Genomic DNA, 17,568 nt, shown 5'->3' with positions numbered 1-17,568 from the left:
GGCGCAAAAGGAATTTTGTCCTATGTCGAAGTTCATTCCCGAGCGGGTCCGAGACGACTACGCGGCGGACATCCAGGCGGTCCGCGAGCGGCACGGCGACGAGACCGTCGAGGACTGGATCGAGCGCTATTACGCCAGCCCTGACGTCGACAGAGATGACGTGATGACCGCATTGCAGATTGACTATGTAGGCACATTTTATGAGCTGCTGCGCGCATACGACGTCGCCAAGCCGGAGCCCGATAAGGTCGAGGAAGCTCGTCAGTTGGAAATGATGCGGCTGCTGCTGGATGGGAGAGAGGTGCCGGAAAACTTAAGAAAACCGGCATCCTGGCGACGCCAAGTGAACTGAAACGGCTTTGGTTCAGAAGTCAGATATTGCGTTTCGCGGCTACCCGCTCACGGATTGCGGCGATCCGTCCGTCGATATCTTCAAGTGGAGTGATGTAGCCCTCGCGGATGACCGAGCCCGCTACAAAGCCCAGATTTTGGACCATATCGCCCATGATCGCATCGATCAGGTCGTCCTGCTCGGGCGTGCCATCATTGTCCCAAGCGACCGAATAGCCGTCAGACGATGAGTGATCTCGATAGTCGACGCACATTTCCAGCTGGAAATTTGTGTCCTCGCCAACGGCGTCGACGTGAGCGAGGTAGGCCTTCAAGATTTCGAACTGCGGCCCATCGAGCAGGACCCTGCAGCCTGATGCCATAAGGTGGTGAGCAACAAATTCGAGGCTCCAGGTGTAGTCTCTGGTCCGACCGCGCGGGTTGTTGTCGTTCGCGATCATCGTTGCTCTCCTGCCATTATCATCTCGATCTCCGCTATAATCGCGCCGCGCCTGATCTCGTCAATCGTCGCCGTCTGATGCGAATTATCAATCGCGATCTCGTAACCGCGACGGCGCAGCTGGAATTTCACTTCGTGGTGCCTGCCGATAGTGGCGTCGACAGCCAGAAGCTTTTTGCGGAGACCAGCCAGTTCCTGATCGGTGCCATCAAGCTTGAGGTCTGGAGACAGAAAAGGCTTGAATTCAATTTCCATCTGCTTTGCTAGGTCCATCGAGTGGCCTTCATTGAGTCCAAGTTCCTGATCAGTCCACGTGTATCGGCCCAAGTAATTTTCAGGCCAATTGGCGACACTGCCGTCTGCTTTCATTTTTTGGCGATCAGGATCGAGGATAACGCCGTCCTCGGCTCTCAGTCCCCCAACAAGATGGACGTGACGGTCGCACAGGGTTGCTGCATGAGACCCCCAACGCAGCCGACCAGGCTGCCCACATTCCTGGCAGGTCCTTAGGCTTTTGCGGCGTGCGAATTCGTCCAGCCTCGACAGCCAATACGATTGTAATGTTGTCAGGGTGTAACGGCTGCTGCGGGTATAAAGTCGCAACGATCCGAACTTTTCCTTGCCCCACCGGAGCGCTTCGACAAAATGATCGCGCTCGAATCCCCGGAGCTGATCACAGTATTCCCGTACGATTTCGATCCATCCAGGGCCAAATTCCAGACCACGAGCGCCCGGTCCCTCCTCAGGTACATAGACATCGGCATACTCGACTTTAAAATCCTCGTGCCGACGACGGCGGAATTCCTGTTTGAAATTTTCGGCGTCGGCATCCGAAAACCGCAAGCTGCCGATCACGTCAGGCAGCCTGCGATTTTGATAGTCGTCGATAATCGAATGGGGGCGGATGTCACCGACATCGATGATGTGCCAGATCGCATTCTCGCGAACGTTGAGCAACTTCGCGAATTCTAGGAATGTGTAAAACTTCTCGGTCATTCTGCGTTCCAATGCTCGTCGCAACGCACCCGCCACCATCGCTCTTGCCGCATCCACCCAGCTTGGCCGCAATACCAGCATGCCACCAGAGCCCGATCAGACGCTCGTTTGACAATGGCGTCGACATCCGCTTGGCGGTCGCCGTCGTAGAGATACGCAACTTTCAGCTCACCCCACTTTTCATGCGCTGCCAAAAATCCGCGTCCGGCGATCTGGGCGAATTCGGTGACGAGATCGTCGAGTATAGCGTGCCAGCCAGCACCGACGTAGTAAGCCGGTCGAGCCCGATCCAAATCGCCATCATATACAGCTGCACGGCGGCGAGCATCGGTCACCCGGTCGTGAGCTGCCTGCATTTGATCGCTTTTTGCCTGATCGGCTGGGCAGCTATCGATCATCCTCTGGACGATTGCTGACATTGCTTTCTGGTCCACTTTACCCATTTTCGCCCAGGCTCCTATCGCTTCGGGTGTATGAAAATCGAGAAACGCTTTGGACCAAGCTTCGAGATAGCGGTGACTCTCAGCTTTGAGCTGGTCCATGGTCTCGTCCAGGCGGGCGTTCGTCACATCGAATATTCCGGGTTTACTCAGATCATCGACAAGCCTGTAATCCTGGTGGCGATCACGCTGCTCGCGGGCCATTTTCGATATCCGCCTTATCTTATCTTTTTCATCGGTCATGGCTTCGATCCTGCGTTTTTGGACGGCGTCTTATGATTTTCGAGATGCCTTACGCGCTTTCCACTCTTCAAAATGCCTGTCGCAGCACGTGCTATACCAGCCATCCAGGACACGCAGCTCTCCCGGCTCTCCACAATCCTCACAGACATGGGCAGCCCGGCCGGTGATATGCTGTTTGATGATGCCGAGCATGTCTTCGACATGTGTCGGTTCAGGAGGATCGATATCGTCCACCCATTCCATGAATCCGTCCACATCCGGTCGCTCGTACGGAGCCGGTCGGACATAGATGCGCAACTCACCAAATTTCTCCTTCACCTGCCGGATGTACCAGCGACCGGTCTCGTCGTGGTGGTGCAGGACGCCTTCCATCTGCTCGCAGAAATCGGTGAACAGTGGACACCAACCAGGCCCGACGGTGATGAGGTATCGCCAGACTTCGTCGGAGTTGGTCGGGTCAAAGAGGGTGGCGTAACGCTCGCGAATGTAGGCGACAAACTCGTCATGCGTCATCGTCATGCTCCCTCGCGACGATTTCGATATCGATGTTGTGCGCAGCCAAGTCGGCTTTCAATTCGCTTACGAAATCACTGATTATCAATTGCATCTCTGGATCGCGGTCTATGCGCATCTTTCGCAAGCGCTCAAGCGACAATTGCTGGCGGGCGAGGAGACCGGGTTTGGTCGGAAACTTAATTGGCATCGAGGGGCTCATGCACCGCCTCGGCATCGCGCATGCGAACCGTCAAACCCAGGAGTGTCGATGGCGCGTATCCAAGGTCAGGGCAATCAACACCGCAATCACGCGACCGTCCGTATGCAGGCAGGCGGCCGTGGGAATGGCCATACAGGTGCCAGCTTCCATGGATGCTCGCCGACCAGGTGCGCATGGCGTAGTGGTGCAGGATAACGCGTTCGCGATCCTGTTTGACCTCAGCATAATGTGTCGGGGGCTGGTCCCACGCGAGAGCGGCGATGCCTTTGCGAACATTGCCGCTGTGGTCCGTGTCGTGATTGCCCAAGATGAGGCGCTTCCGGCCTTTCAACTGGGCGAAAATCTGGGCGGTGCAGCTGTCCTGATGGGAGGAGAAATCACCCAACATCCAAATGATATCGGCGTCCTTGACGACGGCATTATGTGCATCGATCAGGTAGCGGTCCATTTCATCCGTGTTCGCAAACGGACGGAATTCGAGCATGCGCGCATGGCCGAAATGCTGGTCAGCGGTAAAATAGTGGGTGACGAACGCCATCCGAAAGTCCTTTCAAGTCACAATAAATCTCAGACACCGGTGTGCAAACCGGTGACAACGCGGTGTGCGTCATAGATTTATTGGAAAGGCTTTCACGGTATGTGGCTCCAGTGAGCGGGTGGCGTTGAAAAGAAGGTAACAGGTACCTGATGGGTACCGCAAGTGGTACCGACAGCCGAAAATAAATTTCTACTGAGAAGTATTAGATAGGTTAACGGCTGGTCAACAGATTGGGCTTGTCAACATATCTGCGCATCTTGAAACAGGATTGGCCCACAGCAAACATAGAAAAACCGACGGGTCACTGGGTCGCCAAACCCTCGCCGTCGGTTTTCTTGGGGTGATCTAATTATGTTTTTCGGCGAAGCTCAATGCAAGCCGGTTGACGATGTAAATGCATTCGTTTTTCCGGATTTTGATATCGATATACCTGCTGCCGCCATGAAAGTGGTGCGAGGCAAGGTTCAGCGACCTGTAACCACCAAAACGTTCAGCGCTCGGCACATGGTCGAGTTGATGCATCCTTCCGATGGCGAGGGATTGGTTGTCTACGGCAACCTGACTCGGAAGGGCAGAATTTACGAGACGTATGCCGACCTCGAACATGCCGCAGACTACGCTGATCATCACCTGCGCAAGTTCAAAAAAGACATTTATCTCTCGCTGCACCGCTATCATGGGAAGCGGGTGACGCAGAATCTGGTCGAACTCGGATGTGTTTTCACAGACCTCGACTACTACAACACCGATCTAGCAAAATACCCGCCGGAGTGGATTGCCGACGAAGTTCTTCGCTTTTGCGATGACGAGGCATTTCCCGCCCCCTCAATGATTCTTTGCAGCGGAAAAGGTCTTCTTTGTATTTGGCTGCACGACGCTGTGCCGCCTTCGGAGCTAAGCCGATGGCAGTTGATACAGGACGAGATATTTAGGCGTTTCGAACGCTTTGGCCCGGATCGCGGCGCAAAGGATGCTATTCACTTTTTCCGTCTGCCCGGTTCGAGGAACAGCAAAGTCGAAGACCAGGGTAACCCAATCGTTCGCCTTCTATGGTCGAAAGGATCGCCGATGTCTCCGGCTCGGTACGACTTTGAAGACCTCATCTCCGAGATCGTGCCTCCATCGGAGACGGTGACAGAGCCGGTAAAGCGGGCTTTATCCAAGCCAAAGCCAAAGCCAAAGACGACAACGATCAAGGTCCATGTGCCTGACGCACGGCCGGAGGGCGAACACCCTCTGCGCAGGGCTGTCGAAAAACGAGCGGACCTTGTTGGATACAAGATGACTCACCGGACCTACTACACGTCCGTGTTTGACGATCTAGAACGGCTTCGTGTCTACCGATATAGAAAAGGCATCCTTCCCCCTGGCCGTCGCGACAGCTGGTTGTTTGTCGCATCAGTCTGCCTGGCGTGGACTGTCGACGTGGAGATGATCGAGGAAGAGATTGTCGATCTAGCTCGTGGTCGGTGCGAATGGGATGAGGATGAGATCAAGGCTCGGATGTCAGCCGTTATCGCTCGCGCGCACATGGCTGCAGATGGGATTGAGATTGAATATAATGGTATGGTTGTGGACGCCCGCTATTCGATGAATGCCGATACCATCCGGCAGTGGCTGTCAATCTCAGATGAGGAGGCAGAAGCGGCCGACCTGCGTTGCCTTATCGGCGAAGACCGCAGCATAAAGCTCGCTTCAGCGCGCAGCAACAAATCGAAGCATCGTCGGGGTCTCTTGAAGTCTACCCACGCGGCAATGGCAGACAGGCGGGTTGAGATCGGAGCAGCTGCGCTTGAGATGCAAAAGAACGGTGCATCAATGCGTAAGATCGCCGTTCACTTTGGCGTATCAGTGGGACATATTCACAGATGCCTTGGCTTTTATGCCGGTTAAGATGTTCACGAATTAACTCGGTAGATGATATCCTCTAGCTATGGCCCGATGGTCTCGGCCTGTTCTACGGGGATGATCATAATAACGTAATTGGAGATTGTTCACGAATTAACTCGGTAGATGCTATCCTATGGCTTAGGAATTGAAGCGAAGACTACTTGAGCGATCAACCGTATATGAACCCTCATCTCCATCCTTAGCTCAGGACAGCGGAACGCGACGTTGTAAAACGAATTGAGACAGGTATCGCAGAATATCTGCGGTCGGCTTACGAGCATCGTCTTCGATCCGGCCAAACTCGATCTTGTGAGCAATGTTCATGACCGCTTCATGCGCCATCACCGATTCGCCTATGTATTCCCCTGAGGCGATCATCTCATCAAGCTGGGCGACAATCCATGCTCCCGCTTCGGAAATACCACCAATGGCGGAGATGGTCGACCTGCTGCCGTTTCCCATCATCACAGCATAGTCGTCGATCTGGGTAGCGGTAATGTCGACCATCAATGTCTCCTTTTGCATGGAAAAGAAGTAAATGTCCATAATGTCAACATTGTCAAAGGTCTTGAATTGCCTGGAGATTTGTCTGTTCGGGCGTGGTTACTGAAACTTAAAATAAGTTAAAACAACGTATTTTACTGTGGTTACCCTTTATTCTAGGTTGGCCGACGAAAAACACCGGGTTTCTTGCGTCGCGGCGTCTCATTGTGACGGTAACGGGATCACAGTGTGACGGGAGAAAACGATGGAACCTGAGGAATATGTATCAGCTGGAGCTGCGCGGACTGCGCGTTGGAGAGCATCTGTAAAGCAGCGTGCCATCCCGGAAACGGATGACCTAGACACGGCGATAGCGTCCGCCTTTTCCGCTTTCGTGGGCCATTACCAGCGGTCTGGGCTCCTGGAGCACCAGCAGGCGGCTGACGGCATGGTGCGGCTTATCGGCAAGGCGTTGCAGGATGCAGGGTACTGTGGTGATGAAGCAATCAGGAGGGCTGAGAACCGCTTGTATTATTTGCAGATGACCAGCCGCCACCCCGATGCATCGGCTACGGCTAAGCGCAGATGGGAACTGGGTCCACCTGATCCGGAAGAGGCCATTATGGAAAGCGATTTCGACCCAGCATACGAGGGCGACTACGACATCCAGGATGAAGACGCTTATGACGACTGATGGTCACTCCCCCCGTTACTCCATAGTTTCGCAACGAATATATTCAGTTTTGAATCTCGTATGTCGCATCGCACAGTGTGACGATCCTGCAGCTTTGGTGCGGGCTCACAAAGCGGTCGGTTGGCTGGCTGCCCAGGACGAGGATCACGCGCAGCTGGCAAACGGCCGTGGCTTTTCGAAGTCGGATACGACCGCCGGAAGAAACCTCGCTCGAATTCCAACGAGGCAGGTCATTCTGTCGTCGATCCTGGCTCCCATGGCCGTTCGGTTGGCGAGAAAATATCGCCGTCAGCTGCCGCATGAATACCTGGTCGACCGACCCAAGCAGGCTAAACTGAAAATGTAGGTCTTGGACATTTCCGCCGACCATAGGAGTCTTGTCCTATTGATATTCGGACTGCTGAAATGGAAACCTCGACCCGAGACGACACCTGATCGGCCGAATTCGTATCTTGCAAGGCCGAAAACAAACCTCCTCCCAGATGCAATTTGGGAGAAAAACAATGTCGAACATCGATACCCGCATCCTCGAAGAAGGAAAGAAATTCAAACAGCGTATCGAAGCCGCCTGCTGTGCGTTCAATTCGGAGACGAATGCACGTGTCCGGACAATGGACGCAGGCCGAGCCCTCGACCGCGCCACCGGCGAAGAGGTCCTTCGCCACATCCTTGCGGAAATCAAATCCGAGCCGCTCGTTAAAGGGGGCTACGCGTACCACCAAGGCATCAGGGAGACCGCCGATATCGATCTCCTATATATGCGTGCCATTGAGGACTGGGAGTTCGAGAGAGCCTTCACCGTCATGGCACCACGCCTTGCCGAAAAGGGAATTGCCCTGACCGGCTTTGACCGGAAGGCCCAGGTGATCAACACGAATGGTCAGCTCGTCCATCGCTACAATTTCTCGGTGCAGGTTGGTCCGAGCACGGTCAAAAACCATGTCGATGTGACATGGGGCGGCCCTAAGAAGTTTCCTAGGCACAAGCAGACCAAGCGTCACGGCTCAACCTTCTACGCGAAGCAAGAGCCGACATTCGCACACTACCAGTCGTTCGAGTCCCAGGCTGCTGACAAGCTTCTGTCTGCTCTGACCCCGACAATCGGTCGCTGGAAGGATTACTCCGACCTGTCACTGCTGGCAGGCATGTCCTTAGACCACAACATCGTTGCAGCCGAACTGCTGGCCAAGTTTCTGGCGGCAGGCCACAGCTACGACGACATCATGGCCTTCTTGATCGAACAGCCTGAGACTCTCAGCTATGATTTCACGATGGACAAAGCTGGTAGCCTGGAAAAAGTTCTGTCAAAGTACGGCCCAACCTCCGACAAACTCGACGCAATGCAGGTGTTCATCGACGTTCGGGACTTCTATCAGAAAATCCGTTACATCATCGGTGCCGCCCGTATCCGCAAGCTCGAAGGCAAGAACCCCACGATTGATGAGGTCAAAAAGGCCTTCAGGCAGGCGCAGGCCGATAAAGATGAAGGCAAGAAGGTCGTGACCTTGTCTGATTATCGGCTGCGGACTGGTGCTGATCTGCCTTCACAGCTCAAACGATAACCTGTTAGAGGGCCTGCGGGCCCTTTTTCGTTGCGGCTTCCAGATCAGCCGAAAGCTTTGCATGCCGAGCGTGAAGTACCTCAATTGGCACCTTCGGCCTCATAAAATCGGGCATTGCTGCGTGCCGAGCTTCTTTCTCATCCCGAAGTTTTGTGATCTTCGCTATCTCACTTCTGAAACGATCCGCCGGATGCCAGTCGCCACGATCTAAAAGAGGCACGCCATATCTTTCCGCCAGGGTATCGTTGATCAGGCATGCTTCCAGCCCGATCCAAGAATATCGCCAACGTGCTTCCTGGAAGGCGTCAGCGTAATCTGGGGGGCCGTCACCGTATTCACCCAGGGAAGAGATATTGCGTTCTGCAACATCGATTTTGTTTGGGATCGACCTGATTTTGTATTGCAGAGCCTTTGCAAAGACCGACCAGGTAACGTGCTCCGGAAAAATGATCTCCGGAGTTTTGGTTGTGCTCTCCCAGCACTGAGTTTCTCGGTCCTGATGCAGCGGATCGTCAACGACATCCGCACACTGAGAGATCAACGTATCGAACAGTGTGACAAGCGAAAAAGCCAGCACCTCAGCCTCGGATTTACGCTTCAGATAGCCCGTCAGCCACTCCCGAAACCAGTTCAATAGGAACAAGATCAAGCCCGCGCTCAATGCGACCGTCAGCCCCGGCATAACCGTCGTCAGCCAGGCCTGCGGAGCCGACGACGCGCCGCCAATCGAAAAATTGATAAAATTCATGCCGCCCCCAGCGCTGTAGCGGCCGACATTACACAACTCCGAAGTGCGTCGCCAAGATTCTTGTCGGCGGATGTCGAATTCATTTGATTCAGGTTTCGTTCGCTCCAACCATTTTAATCAGGATCAAAGACATCAGAAAAATGGAATGTCGATCATGAAGGAAGTAATCCAGGAAATTCATAAAATCGAAGACCGTGAAATGCGCGCGCTCGTGCGCTACGAAAAGGTCGTAGCGTGGCACAAGTCCGGCGGCTTTCAGCGTGCATCCGCCGCATACCACGCGCAGATCGCCGAGGCCGCTCGTGTAAAGGCCGTTGCCGAACTCCGTATCAACCAGATTGAAATTCTCCAAACAGCCGTCAGCCGCTTTGATGCGAAGGGGGTTCGCAACGCCCAGATCGCCGAGGTCGCGGCCAGATATCGGGCCAGTGCCGCCGAGCGTCAAGCGATCCAGGAAGCGATTGATAAGGTGCTGGCCCTCGAAGAGGTCGTGCCAGCGGATGACATCGACGATATCCTGTCGCAGGTTTCCAACGCGCTCGGCATCGAGCTGCCGACGGATGCCGACAGAGCCGATATCTGCCAGCGTGGTCACAAGTCCATGGAGGACTTCAAGAGGGAGCTAGGACCTTCGGTGTGGGATCAGCGTATGGCCAAGCACGAGAACGACCGGTTTCACGAGCTGCGTAAAAAGGACCGGTTTGCAAAATTGATCGCCGTTTACTCGACATCTGTGACCAGCTTTGCGCACATCAAGGCTGATACCTCTGACGAAAACATGTGGGTCGAGTTCTTCGACGACATGCTCGCAAAGCGTGATCGGCTGTATGGGGCGATCACCACACTCAGGGACCAAACGACGGAGCCTCCATTCCCGCTGCACAGATTAAAACACGCGCAAACTATCGCTCCTGCTCCTTGGACCGAGAAATTCAGCCGGATCGAATTGTGGGCTCTCGCAAATTTCGACCGATGGGACAACGAAGTCACGCTGTGGATCGACCGAAACAGGGATAAGCCCGAATGGGCTGACGACGTCCTGGATGAAACAACACTCGATGCCTCCTGGAAGGCCGTAACGGATCAATTCGACGCGGGCAGGACACTTGAACAACTGGGCTGGTCACCACCATCTGACGAGCCTCCTGATCCGCCACACGGCGTCACATCTATAGCCGAGGTGATCAGGAGGGCAGCGGCATGAAGTGGATCGGTCTCGCGATTATCATCGGAGCTGTCGTTTTGGCAGCTCTACCGGTCGCGGCCGCTACATATTGACTTTCGGTCGAGTTCTAATGCTCTTTACCCTCGCATAGGGGGGCTGCATTGAATCGAGCTGTGAGGAGTATCCTAGTCGTGGGCGCGGTTGTCGTCGCAATCTGGCTCGTCTACATGGTGGGCACCGGCTCATACCAGACTGGCACTGGCATGCTGCTCCTCTATGATCGCGAAGCGCGTCATCTCACCGGCTCCGAGTTGGCAAACCTCACGGATGCTGAACGTGCTGACCTTCTGGCGCGCCTACATCCGAGAGCCTTGGCCTATTCTGTCGGGATGACGGCGACCATTATCCTGCTGCTGGTTACGGTCTTCTATGCTGGTCTACGTGGAGCCAGGGTTATCATACAGGGTAGTGTGACAACGGCTTTGCTCATGACCCTGTTGGCAGCTGCGACCGGCATCACTTACGCCATTCCGCCGACGGCGCTCGGCCAGCCTTTCTTCAACACGAGCGGGATCGCAGTCGTCTCCGCAATTGCAGTCCTGATCCTATCGATTTTCGTGTTCGTGATTGCCTGGGGCATAGGTAAGATGCTCAGAGGAAAGAAATCTGAGGTGGCGGCATAACCCGTTCACTCGTCCTGCTCTTCCTCGAAAAGGCCTTCCTCCAGAAGGAATTGCTGCCACTGGACGGCCATATCGCGAAACAGGTTGATCACCGGATACGACTTATCATCCACGGTGATGTAGGCGTGTGGCAGCATCTTCTGATCTGGCGGTATCGGTTTCGCAAAGTCTAATGGTGGATCGAATTTGACCGACCGGCCGGTGCTCATGTTGTCCATGATCGGGCCACGTGTGACCTTGACATGTTTAACGGCGTTCGCAATTTGACGGCAAAATTCCAGCGCTGGCAGCCGGGTGGCGTTCGTCTGCCCGAATCCTTTCATCGCCTCGTTGTGTCCGGATTTCTTTCCGGTCAGCCTGAGATGCTGGGCCGATCCGACTGTATGGACGACCCAGTCCGCAATGTGGGTGGCTGTCACGGCGCAGTCGTATGCAGCATATGACAACGGCGCTGAATAAGACGCGGTGGCGAGACGCTCAATGTCGTGGACGAGTTTTCGGTGAAGATCAGTCGGTGTGCGCAGGCCAAATGTTTTTGTCTTTGTCATACAATCCCATCCGAAAATATTTATCGCTGGCCTAACAGTCACATAACGATCTCTTTATGTGATGGCGGGTTGCGAATCTCGCGACACCGCTCTACCTTTTTATTACCGATGCGGGCGAAGCCCTGGGTCATCAACCAGCCCGTCTTTAACGAGACTAGCCCCTTCGGTCGCGCTCTCAGCTCTTTCTGAACCTTGGCACGGAATTCCATCGGTTGAGCTTTTTCTTATCTCGCCAGCAGTTCCCGGTGAGGTCAGGCCATCCGGTCATGTCGAACGTCAGCTTCGCCAGGTTCTTTTTGGTGTCGCTAATGCCGTCCTTTTCATGCCGACCATTTCGATAAGCAGCCAACGCTCCGAGGGTACAGTCGAGCAGCTGCAACATGGGCTCACGCTCTGAAGACCTTGGTTGTACCAGCTTCACGATATCCCGAACCCCACACTTCCTCCTCCCGACGAAATTCAAAGCGCCAATCTGGTTTACTAGCTCGCTCGTGCAGTCACCATCATCAGGGTGGATGTGAAGGTCAGCCTCGGCACCGTAAAACGCGACCGGGCGGTGAAGCAGAAGCATGAAGAACGCTTTGCTTACGGTGTCGATCTTACGCCTAGGCCCCGAGAGCTTATGGTCGTATTCATCCATTCGACTGAAGCGAATATGGAAATGGAGCCGACCTTCATCTACTAATGCGAACAGAAGCCTGATATAGGCCTCATGGACGACACCTGAGCGGCTCTTCGCGTTCTTCCATTTGACTTCGCCCTGTTTCCCAAATTTCTCTCGGATTTCCGTCATCTGGCTCACGATCACGGGGATTGCCTCTTTCGCCACGGCAATGCCTGCCACGGCCATGAACGTGTCACCGTCCTGGCTGCTCTCGTCACAGAAATACAGGATTTGTTTTCGCGGCTTGTCGTCTGCGGCGGGCTCAACGGCCGTGGGATTTGGCGAGGGCAGGAAAATGGACATGAACTCCGATTCATCGAAGCCCTGATAATATCACGGGTTGTGGCGCGTTTGTCGGCCCCTCCACAGGTGATTCAGAGGTTTCTTACAAATTTGTTCATCTAACGTTCTTGCGGCCTGCCGATTTTCGTCAATGCCTATCTCGCGTTCACGGACCACTGTCGAAAAACGATACCATGAGCATGCCTGAGAGCCCGCCACCGGCATGCACGCGCTGAACGCTGAAATTCTTCGGAGTGGCGAAGCCAAGCAACTCAGCGCGGTACGCCGTGATGGTCGAGTTTCCCTGCTGTTGATCAGCAATCTTCCGGACTGGGTATTTGGTCTGGATAAAGGTCTGGACTGCATCGGCAGCTTCATCGCCAGCCTCCGTGGCGACCGAGCAACTGGCGCTTGAGTAGCCATCAACCGTCTTGCGCGCGAATGCGATGACGAATGATTGCTTTTGATCTGAAATTGCCCACCCAGACGTTGCATCCGGATTGACTGTCGCGAGCATGTCCGGCGTCAGCTTGGTGACGTTCATTTTGAAAAATTCGGCGGTCTGCTGGACATATGGCTCCAAGAGGTTTTCGTCGAGCCTACCACCAATACAGACGTTTTCGAGCAGTCCCTCTGCTGTAGGTGCCGCACCTTCTTGCGCCATCAACGCCGTCCCACTCAGCATGCACACAGTCGTCGCGACGATTACTGCTATATTCTTCACACAAATCCCCTGTCGCACCTGCGGCCTAGCAGGATTCTGCGTTGCCAACCATTCAGGTTGTAGCATCATGCACTCAACGATGAGGAGCATTATTATGGATGTCATCGACAGTCCTTGGACACGTCTACTGAAGCAGATTCTGACGCCGCAAGAACAGGCAGACGGGGCATATGAAAATCCTGATGTCACGCCAGGGGGCGGGAAATGGTCAGAGCCAGGGGTGCCTCACAGGGGGTGGCATGTCGTCGACTATTACAAGTCGGGTGAGCAAGACCATGTCTGTGAGATGTGCGAGAAGCAGCGCGTCATGTTCGTCCACGTCATGCGACACGAGGATTATCCGGACGACCTCAAGGTAGGCTGCGTTTGTGCCGGTCACATGGAAGAGGACCTGGACCGGGCTCGTCAGCGTGAAGTGCGATATCGGAACAAGGCCAAAAGGCGCGATAAATGGCTTTCCAGACGGTGGCGGTCGTCCTTTACCTATGGCGGAGAATATCTCCGAACGGATGGCCTTTCGATCAGCGTCTATCCCAATGACTCCTTTTGGAGTGCAACGATCAGGCATAGAGCGACGGAATATAAAAGGGATTCCGAGCGTCGGTATAAGACGTCCGATGAGGCCAAATATGCAGCTTTCGAAGTCATGATGGACTGGCTGGAAAAGAAGCCGTGGGAGAAAAACAGGAGAAGTCGGACAAGGTAGCCGGTTAAACCTTATCGCAACTCCGACCGCGATGTAGGGCGTGTCCTGATTTTCCTTCAAATCCTCCATATATCCGCCGTCAAACGTGATCTGGATGCGGTTCATTTGAAGGTTGACGCGATACGTGGTGCCGAAGTAGTTGCATTCCAGTCGCCCTTCGATCACCGGCACCTCATCACTGAACGTGGCGCTGGGATAGTTGCTCACACAGTTCTGTGCGTTGCCTGTCGATCCAAAATCTTTGAAAGCCACGGAATATTCGCCGAATTCAGAGTAGATTTTCGAGCTGCTTATTTTGTCGGTGTTGGTGATTTTCATCAGCAACGAGCTGTCTCGGACATCGAAGATCACACCATTCCAGGTCTGCAATTCCTTATTCAGCCGCAGCCCAGCACTCGCGGTCAGCTTGCACAGGTAGCTTCCGCTCTAGTCCTGCAGCTTCGTCTGTGCCGAAGCCACACTCGCGCATGCTACAATCATGCACCCTGTGGTCAGTATCGTATTCATGCTGGCTCCGAATTCGAGCAGCTCTCAATCTGTTCGACGCGGTTAAATGCCAAGCCCAGGGCAGCCCTCAGCCATCGCCAGGGTCGCCGTCGTAAAGCCTTCTGACATGACAGCTTTAAATCCCTTATCGTCGCCCAGCTCTGGATGTACGACAGCTACATCGAGACGATAACCTCGACCGATGGAGTCCGCTATTGCCGCCGATTGCTCTGGCGTCAGATTAGCGCGGATGGAAAGCGCCCCTCCTGCTGAGACGACAGGTTCGGCATCGACACCCAATTCCTTCTGTCGACCTTTGACCTTGTAACCGAAAAGTATCTTGGTTCCTTCGAAGTAGGTCAGCTCGTCCGGTTTAGCGTTCATCACGGTCAGAACCTCGATATCGAGACGGTTGCCATTGCACGTTAGATAAATGGCTGTGCTGGTCGCGTCGGGATTGGTGGCAACACCTGTGACCACCAGCTTCCCCGCGCTGTCGAGCCGCGCAAACCAGGCGGCCGAGGTCTCTGACGAAATCAAAGTGGTGATGATGGTAGCTGCTAAAGCGATGCGTCGCATCCGTGTTTCTCCGGTTGTTTGGCAACTTCTAGCCGTAAATGGTTAGAGGTCCCTTGTGATAGACAAGCCACCTTACCCCCCGGTTACGGTTTGAGCCGATTCCAACTTTTTCTCGACCAGATCAACTTTTCAGAGTAAAATCTTAGTATTCGGAAACTAGGAGATGTGTATGAAATACAAAGCGAAATGCGTGACGTTTAACCCTGAGACAGATGTAAAACATCCATCTAATTTTACAGTTGAAGCACCGACCGATAGCGTGATGGTCTGCGGCCAGTGCGGAGCCGAAATCATCAAAGGCATCAGCCAAAAGTCCGCGCAAATCTATTTTTATGGGCAGGACAACAAGAATGTCGTTTGTGACTGCCATAAATGCGGTGCCACAAACATGCTGTCCGAAGCCGCTGCGCGGGATGTTCCGCAAAACTGAGTTACAAGTCAACTATTTAAAGTGTCGGTCGAGCACAGGCCGCCGACAATCTGTCGGCCAATCATGGGTATTGAAACGCGTTTAGGAGACGCGGTATGACCAATGCAGAAGCGCTCCTCGCTCATTTCTGCCAAGACCTCACCGACAAGCTCGATGACGTCGGATATCTCCCTTACAACGGCACAATTGAAGGCAATGCGCATCTGGTGGAATTCATCAACGCCTTTACTGCAACATGTATCGGGTGTTAGCGCCAGGCTCTATCAGGGCTGCAACAAGTTGCCGAGGCCCGCAACGTTAACCGGCGAAGGACGATCCGTCCGCTGTGCGGTGGCAGAGATAGCAAGTGGATAAACGGACGAGCAGCCGATGGCAATGAGGGCGTAGCCAACAAGCGCGATAATTGGGTGGGCGGCGTATCGCCACCGTTAAGAGCCCAAAGGAGGCAATCCCAGGAAGCGCGACAGCGAGAGGTCGTTGGCGCATACCCAGTTGGTCAGCGTGCCAACACACAGATCGCCGCGCCCTCACCCGAGATGTTATCCAGGATTTCGGGTCTGCCTGTTCCGATACCGACCCAGTTCACAGTTCGTCGGGGCCGCTTACGACGGCTTGGCAGTAATGTGGACCATGACCATCTTTCAGTGAATTATAGGCCATGGGACACGACAAAGTCGCAGCCACTTTGAAAGGCTCCAGATGCGGTTACAGGACAGTACCCTTGGAGAGTTGCTCGCGGATATCGGCCGAAACTCCCACGCATAAGCGGCAGTACCGCTGCTCTGGTGGCAGCACAGCTTGGAGCGGCGATGGCTAAAAGTTGGAATTTTGGTACTGTGCCCGCCCAGTTGCATTACCGTCTACGAAAAAACCCGGCTGTTTGGCCGGGTTTTTCTGGTCGATGCGCAGTGGCTTTAGTGCGTCGCCCGACTGATGAGAGCATCGATCAATTCTATCTGCGAGCGATTGCCGCGCTTGTATTCGCTGATCAATATTTTGGCTTCCGCCGTTGCGTCACGGCGTAATATGCGTTGCTGCCTGCACCAAGCATCCAGAACCGTCTGCAGCATGGTTAGGTCTTTTGGCGGTATTGCGGTATCGGAAATATGCATCATTTTCCTCCCAAGGAACTGACACTCTTGGCGAAACGCCGCCTCCTCGCGACCTCCGCAAAAGCATTCTCAGCGAAAACTAACAGCCGCACAAGACGGATTCGTGACGGATTTCGTGAGGTACGTACCCGATTTTCGCGGGCACGAGACCGGCAAGTAATGGCCTGTTTGAAGGGCATTGTCGCATGCTGGAACTAACCACATCGCCTCCGAGTTCTGAGCGAAATGGAGGATTTCCCATGATGAAAACACCAAACAAAAATCCGAAAGATGACAATTTGGAATGTCAGGAGGCGCTGGAGCCGTCGTTTCTGGCCATGATTGACGAGGCCATGGAAGCCGGGTGGTCCCGCCAGCAGGTGATCGAGTCTCTCGGTGACCTGGTCGACAATCTCTGGTTCGAAGACCAAGCGTTCCCCGATGATCTCGGCGTACAGAAAAAGGCGGAGTTACCGGCTGGGGATCATTCAATTAAGCCCTTCCCTCGCAAGGCGGCTCGTCATCCTGAACATCATGTCCGTCGTCGGGCGGTTCAGCGCTACCGGTCTCGCTCAACGTTTTTAAGCCCTCAACATACTTCGCCGGGTCGAGCCCAGTCGCCTCGGCTTGGCCAAGGTTGTCCTTCAGATCGGCTTCCTTCACGGGTCTAGCAAGACGATTTGACCCCGCGCGGCGCACAAATGCTTGATCACTCTCGCCCTCGCGCTTCGTGAGGGCGTCGACAGCCGAGACGATTACGTCAGAGAAACCCTCCGCCTTGAGTCGCTCAATCGACCAATCGTCGGTTTTTTCCACGGCATCATGCAAATAGGCTACCGTCTTCTCAGCAATTGTGGAAACCGCCGCTGCTACGCGGTTGCAATGGAGATAATAGGGCTCTCCTGTTTTATCGGTCTGCCCCGCATGCGCCTCCATTGCGATTTCAATGGCCCGGTCGAGTTCGTGCATCATAGCCTTTCCCGTTCTTCTGCGTTGGCTAGAAGAATATCAGCCAGATGGGGTTTGCCTTCAAGACTGAGGCGATTTGCCGGGTGTCTTGACACGATATCGGAATGGCAGTCTCATTTAAATAAGATCACCGAAATAGACC

At 54.3% G+C, this 17,568-nt stretch carries 23 protein-coding genes and 1 pseudogene; 8 read left to right on the top strand and 16 right to left on the bottom strand.

The window, feature by feature from the left end; all coding sequences use genetic code 11:
- The first annotated feature begins 22 nt into the window (after positions 1-22).
- Positions 23-352 (top strand): hypothetical protein, encoded by a 330-nt coding sequence (locus PYR65_RS11070; RefSeq protein ID WP_276118017.1) that lies wholly within the window; start codon positions 23-25, stop codon positions 350-352.
- 19 nt (positions 353-371) lie between these two features.
- Here the strand turns inward: PYR65_RS11070 and PYR65_RS11065 are convergent, their stop codons facing one another.
- From PYR65_RS11065 to PYR65_RS11040, 6 genes are read right to left on the bottom strand one after another with little or no spacing between them, the layout of a single operon-like run.
- Positions 372-791, bottom strand: coding sequence for a hypothetical protein (locus PYR65_RS11065; RefSeq protein ID WP_276118016.1), 420 nt, complete (start codon positions 789-791; stop codon positions 372-374).
- Positions 788-1,786 carry a hypothetical protein gene (locus PYR65_RS11060; protein WP_276118015.1) on the bottom strand — a complete coding sequence of 333 codons (999 nt, stop codon included), beginning with the start codon at positions 1,784-1,786 and terminating at the stop codon, positions 788-790. The genes PYR65_RS11065 and PYR65_RS11060 overlap by 4 nt, the downstream gene beginning before the upstream one ends.
- Positions 1,783-2,469 (bottom strand): hypothetical protein, encoded by a 687-nt coding sequence (locus PYR65_RS11055; RefSeq protein ID WP_276118014.1) that lies wholly within the window; start codon positions 2,467-2,469, stop codon positions 1,783-1,785. The genes PYR65_RS11060 and PYR65_RS11055 overlap by 4 nt, the downstream gene beginning before the upstream one ends.
- 30 nt (positions 2,470-2,499) lie before the next feature.
- Positions 2,500-2,982, bottom strand: coding sequence for a hypothetical protein (locus PYR65_RS11050; protein ID WP_276118012.1), 483 nt, complete (start codon positions 2,980-2,982; stop codon positions 2,500-2,502).
- Positions 2,972-3,172: a hypothetical protein gene (locus tag PYR65_RS11045; protein WP_276118011.1), complete on the bottom strand. Its 201-nt coding sequence runs from the start codon at positions 3,170-3,172 to the stop codon at positions 2,972-2,974. Before PYR65_RS11045 ends, PYR65_RS11050 begins: the two co-directional genes overlap by 11 nt.
- Positions 3,162-3,722, bottom strand: a complete 561-nt coding sequence (locus PYR65_RS11040) for a hypothetical protein (RefSeq protein WP_276118010.1) — start codon at positions 3,720-3,722, stop codon at positions 3,162-3,164. The genes PYR65_RS11045 and PYR65_RS11040 overlap by 11 nt, the downstream gene beginning before the upstream one ends.
- Before the next feature lie 351 nt (positions 3,723-4,073).
- Here PYR65_RS11040 and PYR65_RS11035 point away from each other — a divergent pair, with 351 nt between their 5' ends.
- Positions 4,074-5,615, top strand: a complete 1,542-nt coding sequence (locus PYR65_RS11035; protein ID WP_276118009.1) for a hypothetical protein — start codon at positions 4,074-4,076, stop codon at positions 5,613-5,615.
- Positions 5,616-5,816: 201 nt separating this feature from the next.
- On the opposite strand, the gene PYR65_RS11030 is transcribed toward PYR65_RS11035, so the two are convergent.
- Positions 5,817-6,119 carry a hypothetical protein gene (locus PYR65_RS11030; RefSeq protein ID WP_276118008.1) on the bottom strand — a complete coding sequence of 101 codons (303 nt, stop codon included), beginning with the start codon at positions 6,117-6,119 and terminating at the stop codon, positions 5,817-5,819.
- A 241-nt stretch (positions 6,120-6,360) separates the two neighbouring features.
- On the opposite strand from PYR65_RS11030, the gene PYR65_RS11025 reads away from it, so the two are divergent.
- Both PYR65_RS11025 and PYR65_RS11020 read left to right on the top strand, forming a co-directional pair.
- On the top strand, positions 6,361-6,789 hold the full coding sequence (locus PYR65_RS11025; RefSeq protein ID WP_276118007.1) for a hypothetical protein: 429 nt from the start codon (positions 6,361-6,363) through the stop codon (positions 6,787-6,789).
- A 503-nt stretch (positions 6,790-7,292) separates the two neighbouring features.
- A complete protein-coding gene (locus PYR65_RS11020; RefSeq protein WP_276118006.1) occupies positions 7,293-8,351 on the top strand; it encodes a nucleotidyl transferase AbiEii/AbiGii toxin family protein in 1,059 nt (352 codons plus the stop codon).
- Between the two features lie 4 nt (positions 8,352-8,355).
- On the opposite strand, the gene PYR65_RS11015 is transcribed toward PYR65_RS11020, so the two are convergent.
- Positions 8,356-9,099, bottom strand: a complete 744-nt coding sequence (locus PYR65_RS11015) for a hypothetical protein (RefSeq protein WP_276118005.1) — start codon at positions 9,097-9,099, stop codon at positions 8,356-8,358.
- 145 nt (positions 9,100-9,244) lie between these two features.
- Between PYR65_RS11015 and PYR65_RS11010 the strand changes: the two genes are divergently transcribed.
- Together PYR65_RS11010 and PYR65_RS11005 are read left to right on the top strand one after the other, a co-directional pair.
- On the top strand, positions 9,245-10,303 hold the full coding sequence (locus PYR65_RS11010; protein ID WP_276118004.1) for a hypothetical protein: 1,059 nt from the start codon (positions 9,245-9,247) through the stop codon (positions 10,301-10,303).
- Between the two features lie 152 nt (positions 10,304-10,455).
- Positions 10,456-10,947, top strand: coding sequence for a hypothetical protein (locus PYR65_RS11005; RefSeq protein WP_276118003.1), 492 nt, complete (start codon positions 10,456-10,458; stop codon positions 10,945-10,947).
- 5 nt (positions 10,948-10,952) lie between these two features.
- On the opposite strand, the gene PYR65_RS11000 is transcribed toward PYR65_RS11005, so the two are convergent.
- The 5 genes from PYR65_RS11000 to PYR65_RS10980 form a co-directional block, all read right to left on the bottom strand.
- Positions 10,953-11,495, bottom strand: coding sequence for a hypothetical protein (locus PYR65_RS11000; RefSeq protein ID WP_276118002.1), 543 nt, complete (start codon positions 11,493-11,495; stop codon positions 10,953-10,955).
- A gap of 175 nt (positions 11,496-11,670) precedes the next feature.
- A complete protein-coding gene (locus PYR65_RS10995; protein WP_276118001.1) occupies positions 11,671-12,462 on the bottom strand; it encodes a DUF3800 domain-containing protein in 792 nt (263 codons plus the stop codon).
- Positions 12,463-12,607: 145 nt separating this feature from the next.
- A complete protein-coding gene (locus tag PYR65_RS10990; RefSeq protein WP_276118000.1) occupies positions 12,608-13,165 on the bottom strand; it encodes a hypothetical protein in 558 nt (185 codons plus the stop codon).
- 208 nt (positions 13,166-13,373) lie between these two features.
- Entirely contained in the window at positions 13,374-14,240 is an 867-nt protein-coding gene (locus tag PYR65_RS10985) for a hypothetical protein (RefSeq protein WP_276117999.1), read from the bottom strand.
- A 180-nt stretch (positions 14,241-14,420) separates the two neighbouring features.
- Complete coding sequence (locus PYR65_RS10980) at positions 14,421-14,936, bottom strand: hypothetical protein (RefSeq protein ID WP_276117998.1); 516 nt, start codon at positions 14,934-14,936, stop codon at positions 14,421-14,423.
- A 169-nt stretch (positions 14,937-15,105) separates the two neighbouring features.
- Between PYR65_RS10980 and PYR65_RS10975 the strand changes: the two genes are divergently transcribed.
- Positions 15,106-15,366, top strand: coding sequence for a hypothetical protein (locus tag PYR65_RS10975; RefSeq protein ID WP_276117997.1), 261 nt, complete (start codon positions 15,106-15,108; stop codon positions 15,364-15,366).
- 95 nt (positions 15,367-15,461) lie between these two features.
- Entirely contained in the window at positions 15,462-15,617 is a 156-nt protein-coding gene (locus PYR65_RS10970) for a hypothetical protein (protein WP_276117996.1), read from the top strand.
- Between the two features lie 30 nt (positions 15,618-15,647).
- Here the strand turns inward: PYR65_RS10970 and PYR65_RS10965 are convergent.
- From PYR65_RS10965 to PYR65_RS10955, 3 genes and pseudogenes are all read right to left on the bottom strand, one after another.
- Positions 15,648-15,843: pseudogene (locus tag PYR65_RS10965) on the bottom strand (MFS transporter); the annotation flags it as partial.
- Positions 15,844-16,280: 437 nt separating this feature from the next.
- A complete protein-coding gene (locus PYR65_RS10960; protein ID WP_276117995.1) occupies positions 16,281-16,481 on the bottom strand; it encodes a hypothetical protein in 201 nt (66 codons plus the stop codon).
- 468 nt (positions 16,482-16,949) lie between these two features.
- The gene (locus tag PYR65_RS10955) at positions 16,950-17,429 is read right to left on the bottom strand and encodes an HD domain-containing protein (RefSeq protein ID WP_407951230.1); all 480 of its coding nucleotides are present in this window, start codon (positions 17,427-17,429) and stop codon (positions 16,950-16,952) included.
- Positions 17,430-17,568 lie beyond the last annotated feature (139 nt).

The sequence above is a fragment of the Pararhizobium qamdonense genome, assembly GCF_029277445.1.
GTDB lineage: Bacteria > Pseudomonadota > Alphaproteobacteria > Rhizobiales > Rhizobiaceae > Pararhizobium > Pararhizobium qamdonense.
The sequence above is the reverse complement of the archived record's forward strand: the minus strand, read 5'-3'. Positions and strand labels throughout refer to the sequence as shown.

Bases quoted from the DNA above. Each gene is read 5' to 3' on its own strand.
- PYR65_RS11070 (WP_276118017.1), top strand. From the start codon at position 23: ATGTCGAAGTTCATTCCCGAGCGGGTCCGAGACGACTACGCGGCGGAC.
- PYR65_RS11065 (WP_276118016.1), bottom strand. From the start codon at position 791: ATGATCGCGAACGACAACAACCCGCGCGGTCGGACCAGAGACTACACC.
- PYR65_RS11060 (WP_276118015.1), bottom strand. From the start codon at position 1,786: ATGACCGAGAAGTTTTACACATTCCTAGAATTCGCGAAGTTGCTCAAC.
- PYR65_RS11055 (WP_276118014.1), bottom strand. From the start codon at position 2,469: ATGACCGATGAAAAAGATAAGATAAGGCGGATATCGAAAATGGCCCGC.
- PYR65_RS11050 (WP_276118012.1), bottom strand. From the start codon at position 2,982: ATGACGCATGACGAGTTTGTCGCCTACATTCGCGAGCGTTACGCCACC.
- PYR65_RS11045 (WP_276118011.1), bottom strand. From the start codon at position 3,172: ATGCCAATTAAGTTTCCGACCAAACCCGGTCTCCTCGCCCGCCAGCAA.
- PYR65_RS11040 (WP_276118010.1), bottom strand. From the start codon at position 3,722: ATGGCGTTCGTCACCCACTATTTTACCGCTGACCAGCATTTCGGCCAT.
- PYR65_RS11035 (WP_276118009.1), top strand. From the start codon at position 4,074: ATGTTTTTCGGCGAAGCTCAATGCAAGCCGGTTGACGATGTAAATGCA.
- PYR65_RS11030 (WP_276118008.1), bottom strand. From the start codon at position 6,119: ATGGTCGACATTACCGCTACCCAGATCGACGACTATGCTGTGATGATG.
- PYR65_RS11025 (WP_276118007.1), top strand. From the start codon at position 6,361: ATGGAACCTGAGGAATATGTATCAGCTGGAGCTGCGCGGACTGCGCGT.
- PYR65_RS11020 (WP_276118006.1), top strand. From the start codon at position 7,293: ATGTCGAACATCGATACCCGCATCCTCGAAGAAGGAAAGAAATTCAAA.
- PYR65_RS11015 (WP_276118005.1), bottom strand. From the start codon at position 9,099: ATGAATTTTATCAATTTTTCGATTGGCGGCGCGTCGTCGGCTCCGCAG.
- PYR65_RS11010 (WP_276118004.1), top strand. From the start codon at position 9,245: ATGTCGATCATGAAGGAAGTAATCCAGGAAATTCATAAAATCGAAGAC.
- PYR65_RS11000 (WP_276118002.1), bottom strand. From the start codon at position 11,495: ATGACAAAGACAAAAACATTTGGCCTGCGCACACCGACTGATCTTCAC.
- PYR65_RS10995 (WP_276118001.1), bottom strand. From the start codon at position 12,462: ATGTCCATTTTCCTGCCCTCGCCAAATCCCACGGCCGTTGAGCCCGCC.
- PYR65_RS10980 (WP_276117998.1), bottom strand. From the start codon at position 14,936: ATGCGACGCATCGCTTTAGCAGCTACCATCATCACCACTTTGATTTCG.
- PYR65_RS10975 (WP_276117997.1), top strand. From the start codon at position 15,106: ATGAAATACAAAGCGAAATGCGTGACGTTTAACCCTGAGACAGATGTA.
- PYR65_RS10970 (WP_276117996.1), top strand. From the start codon at position 15,462: ATGACCAATGCAGAAGCGCTCCTCGCTCATTTCTGCCAAGACCTCACC.
- PYR65_RS10960 (WP_276117995.1), bottom strand. From the start codon at position 16,481: ATGATGCATATTTCCGATACCGCAATACCGCCAAAAGACCTAACCATG.
- PYR65_RS10955 (WP_407951230.1), bottom strand. From the start codon at position 17,429: ATGATGCACGAACTCGACCGGGCCATTGAAATCGCAATGGAGGCGCAT.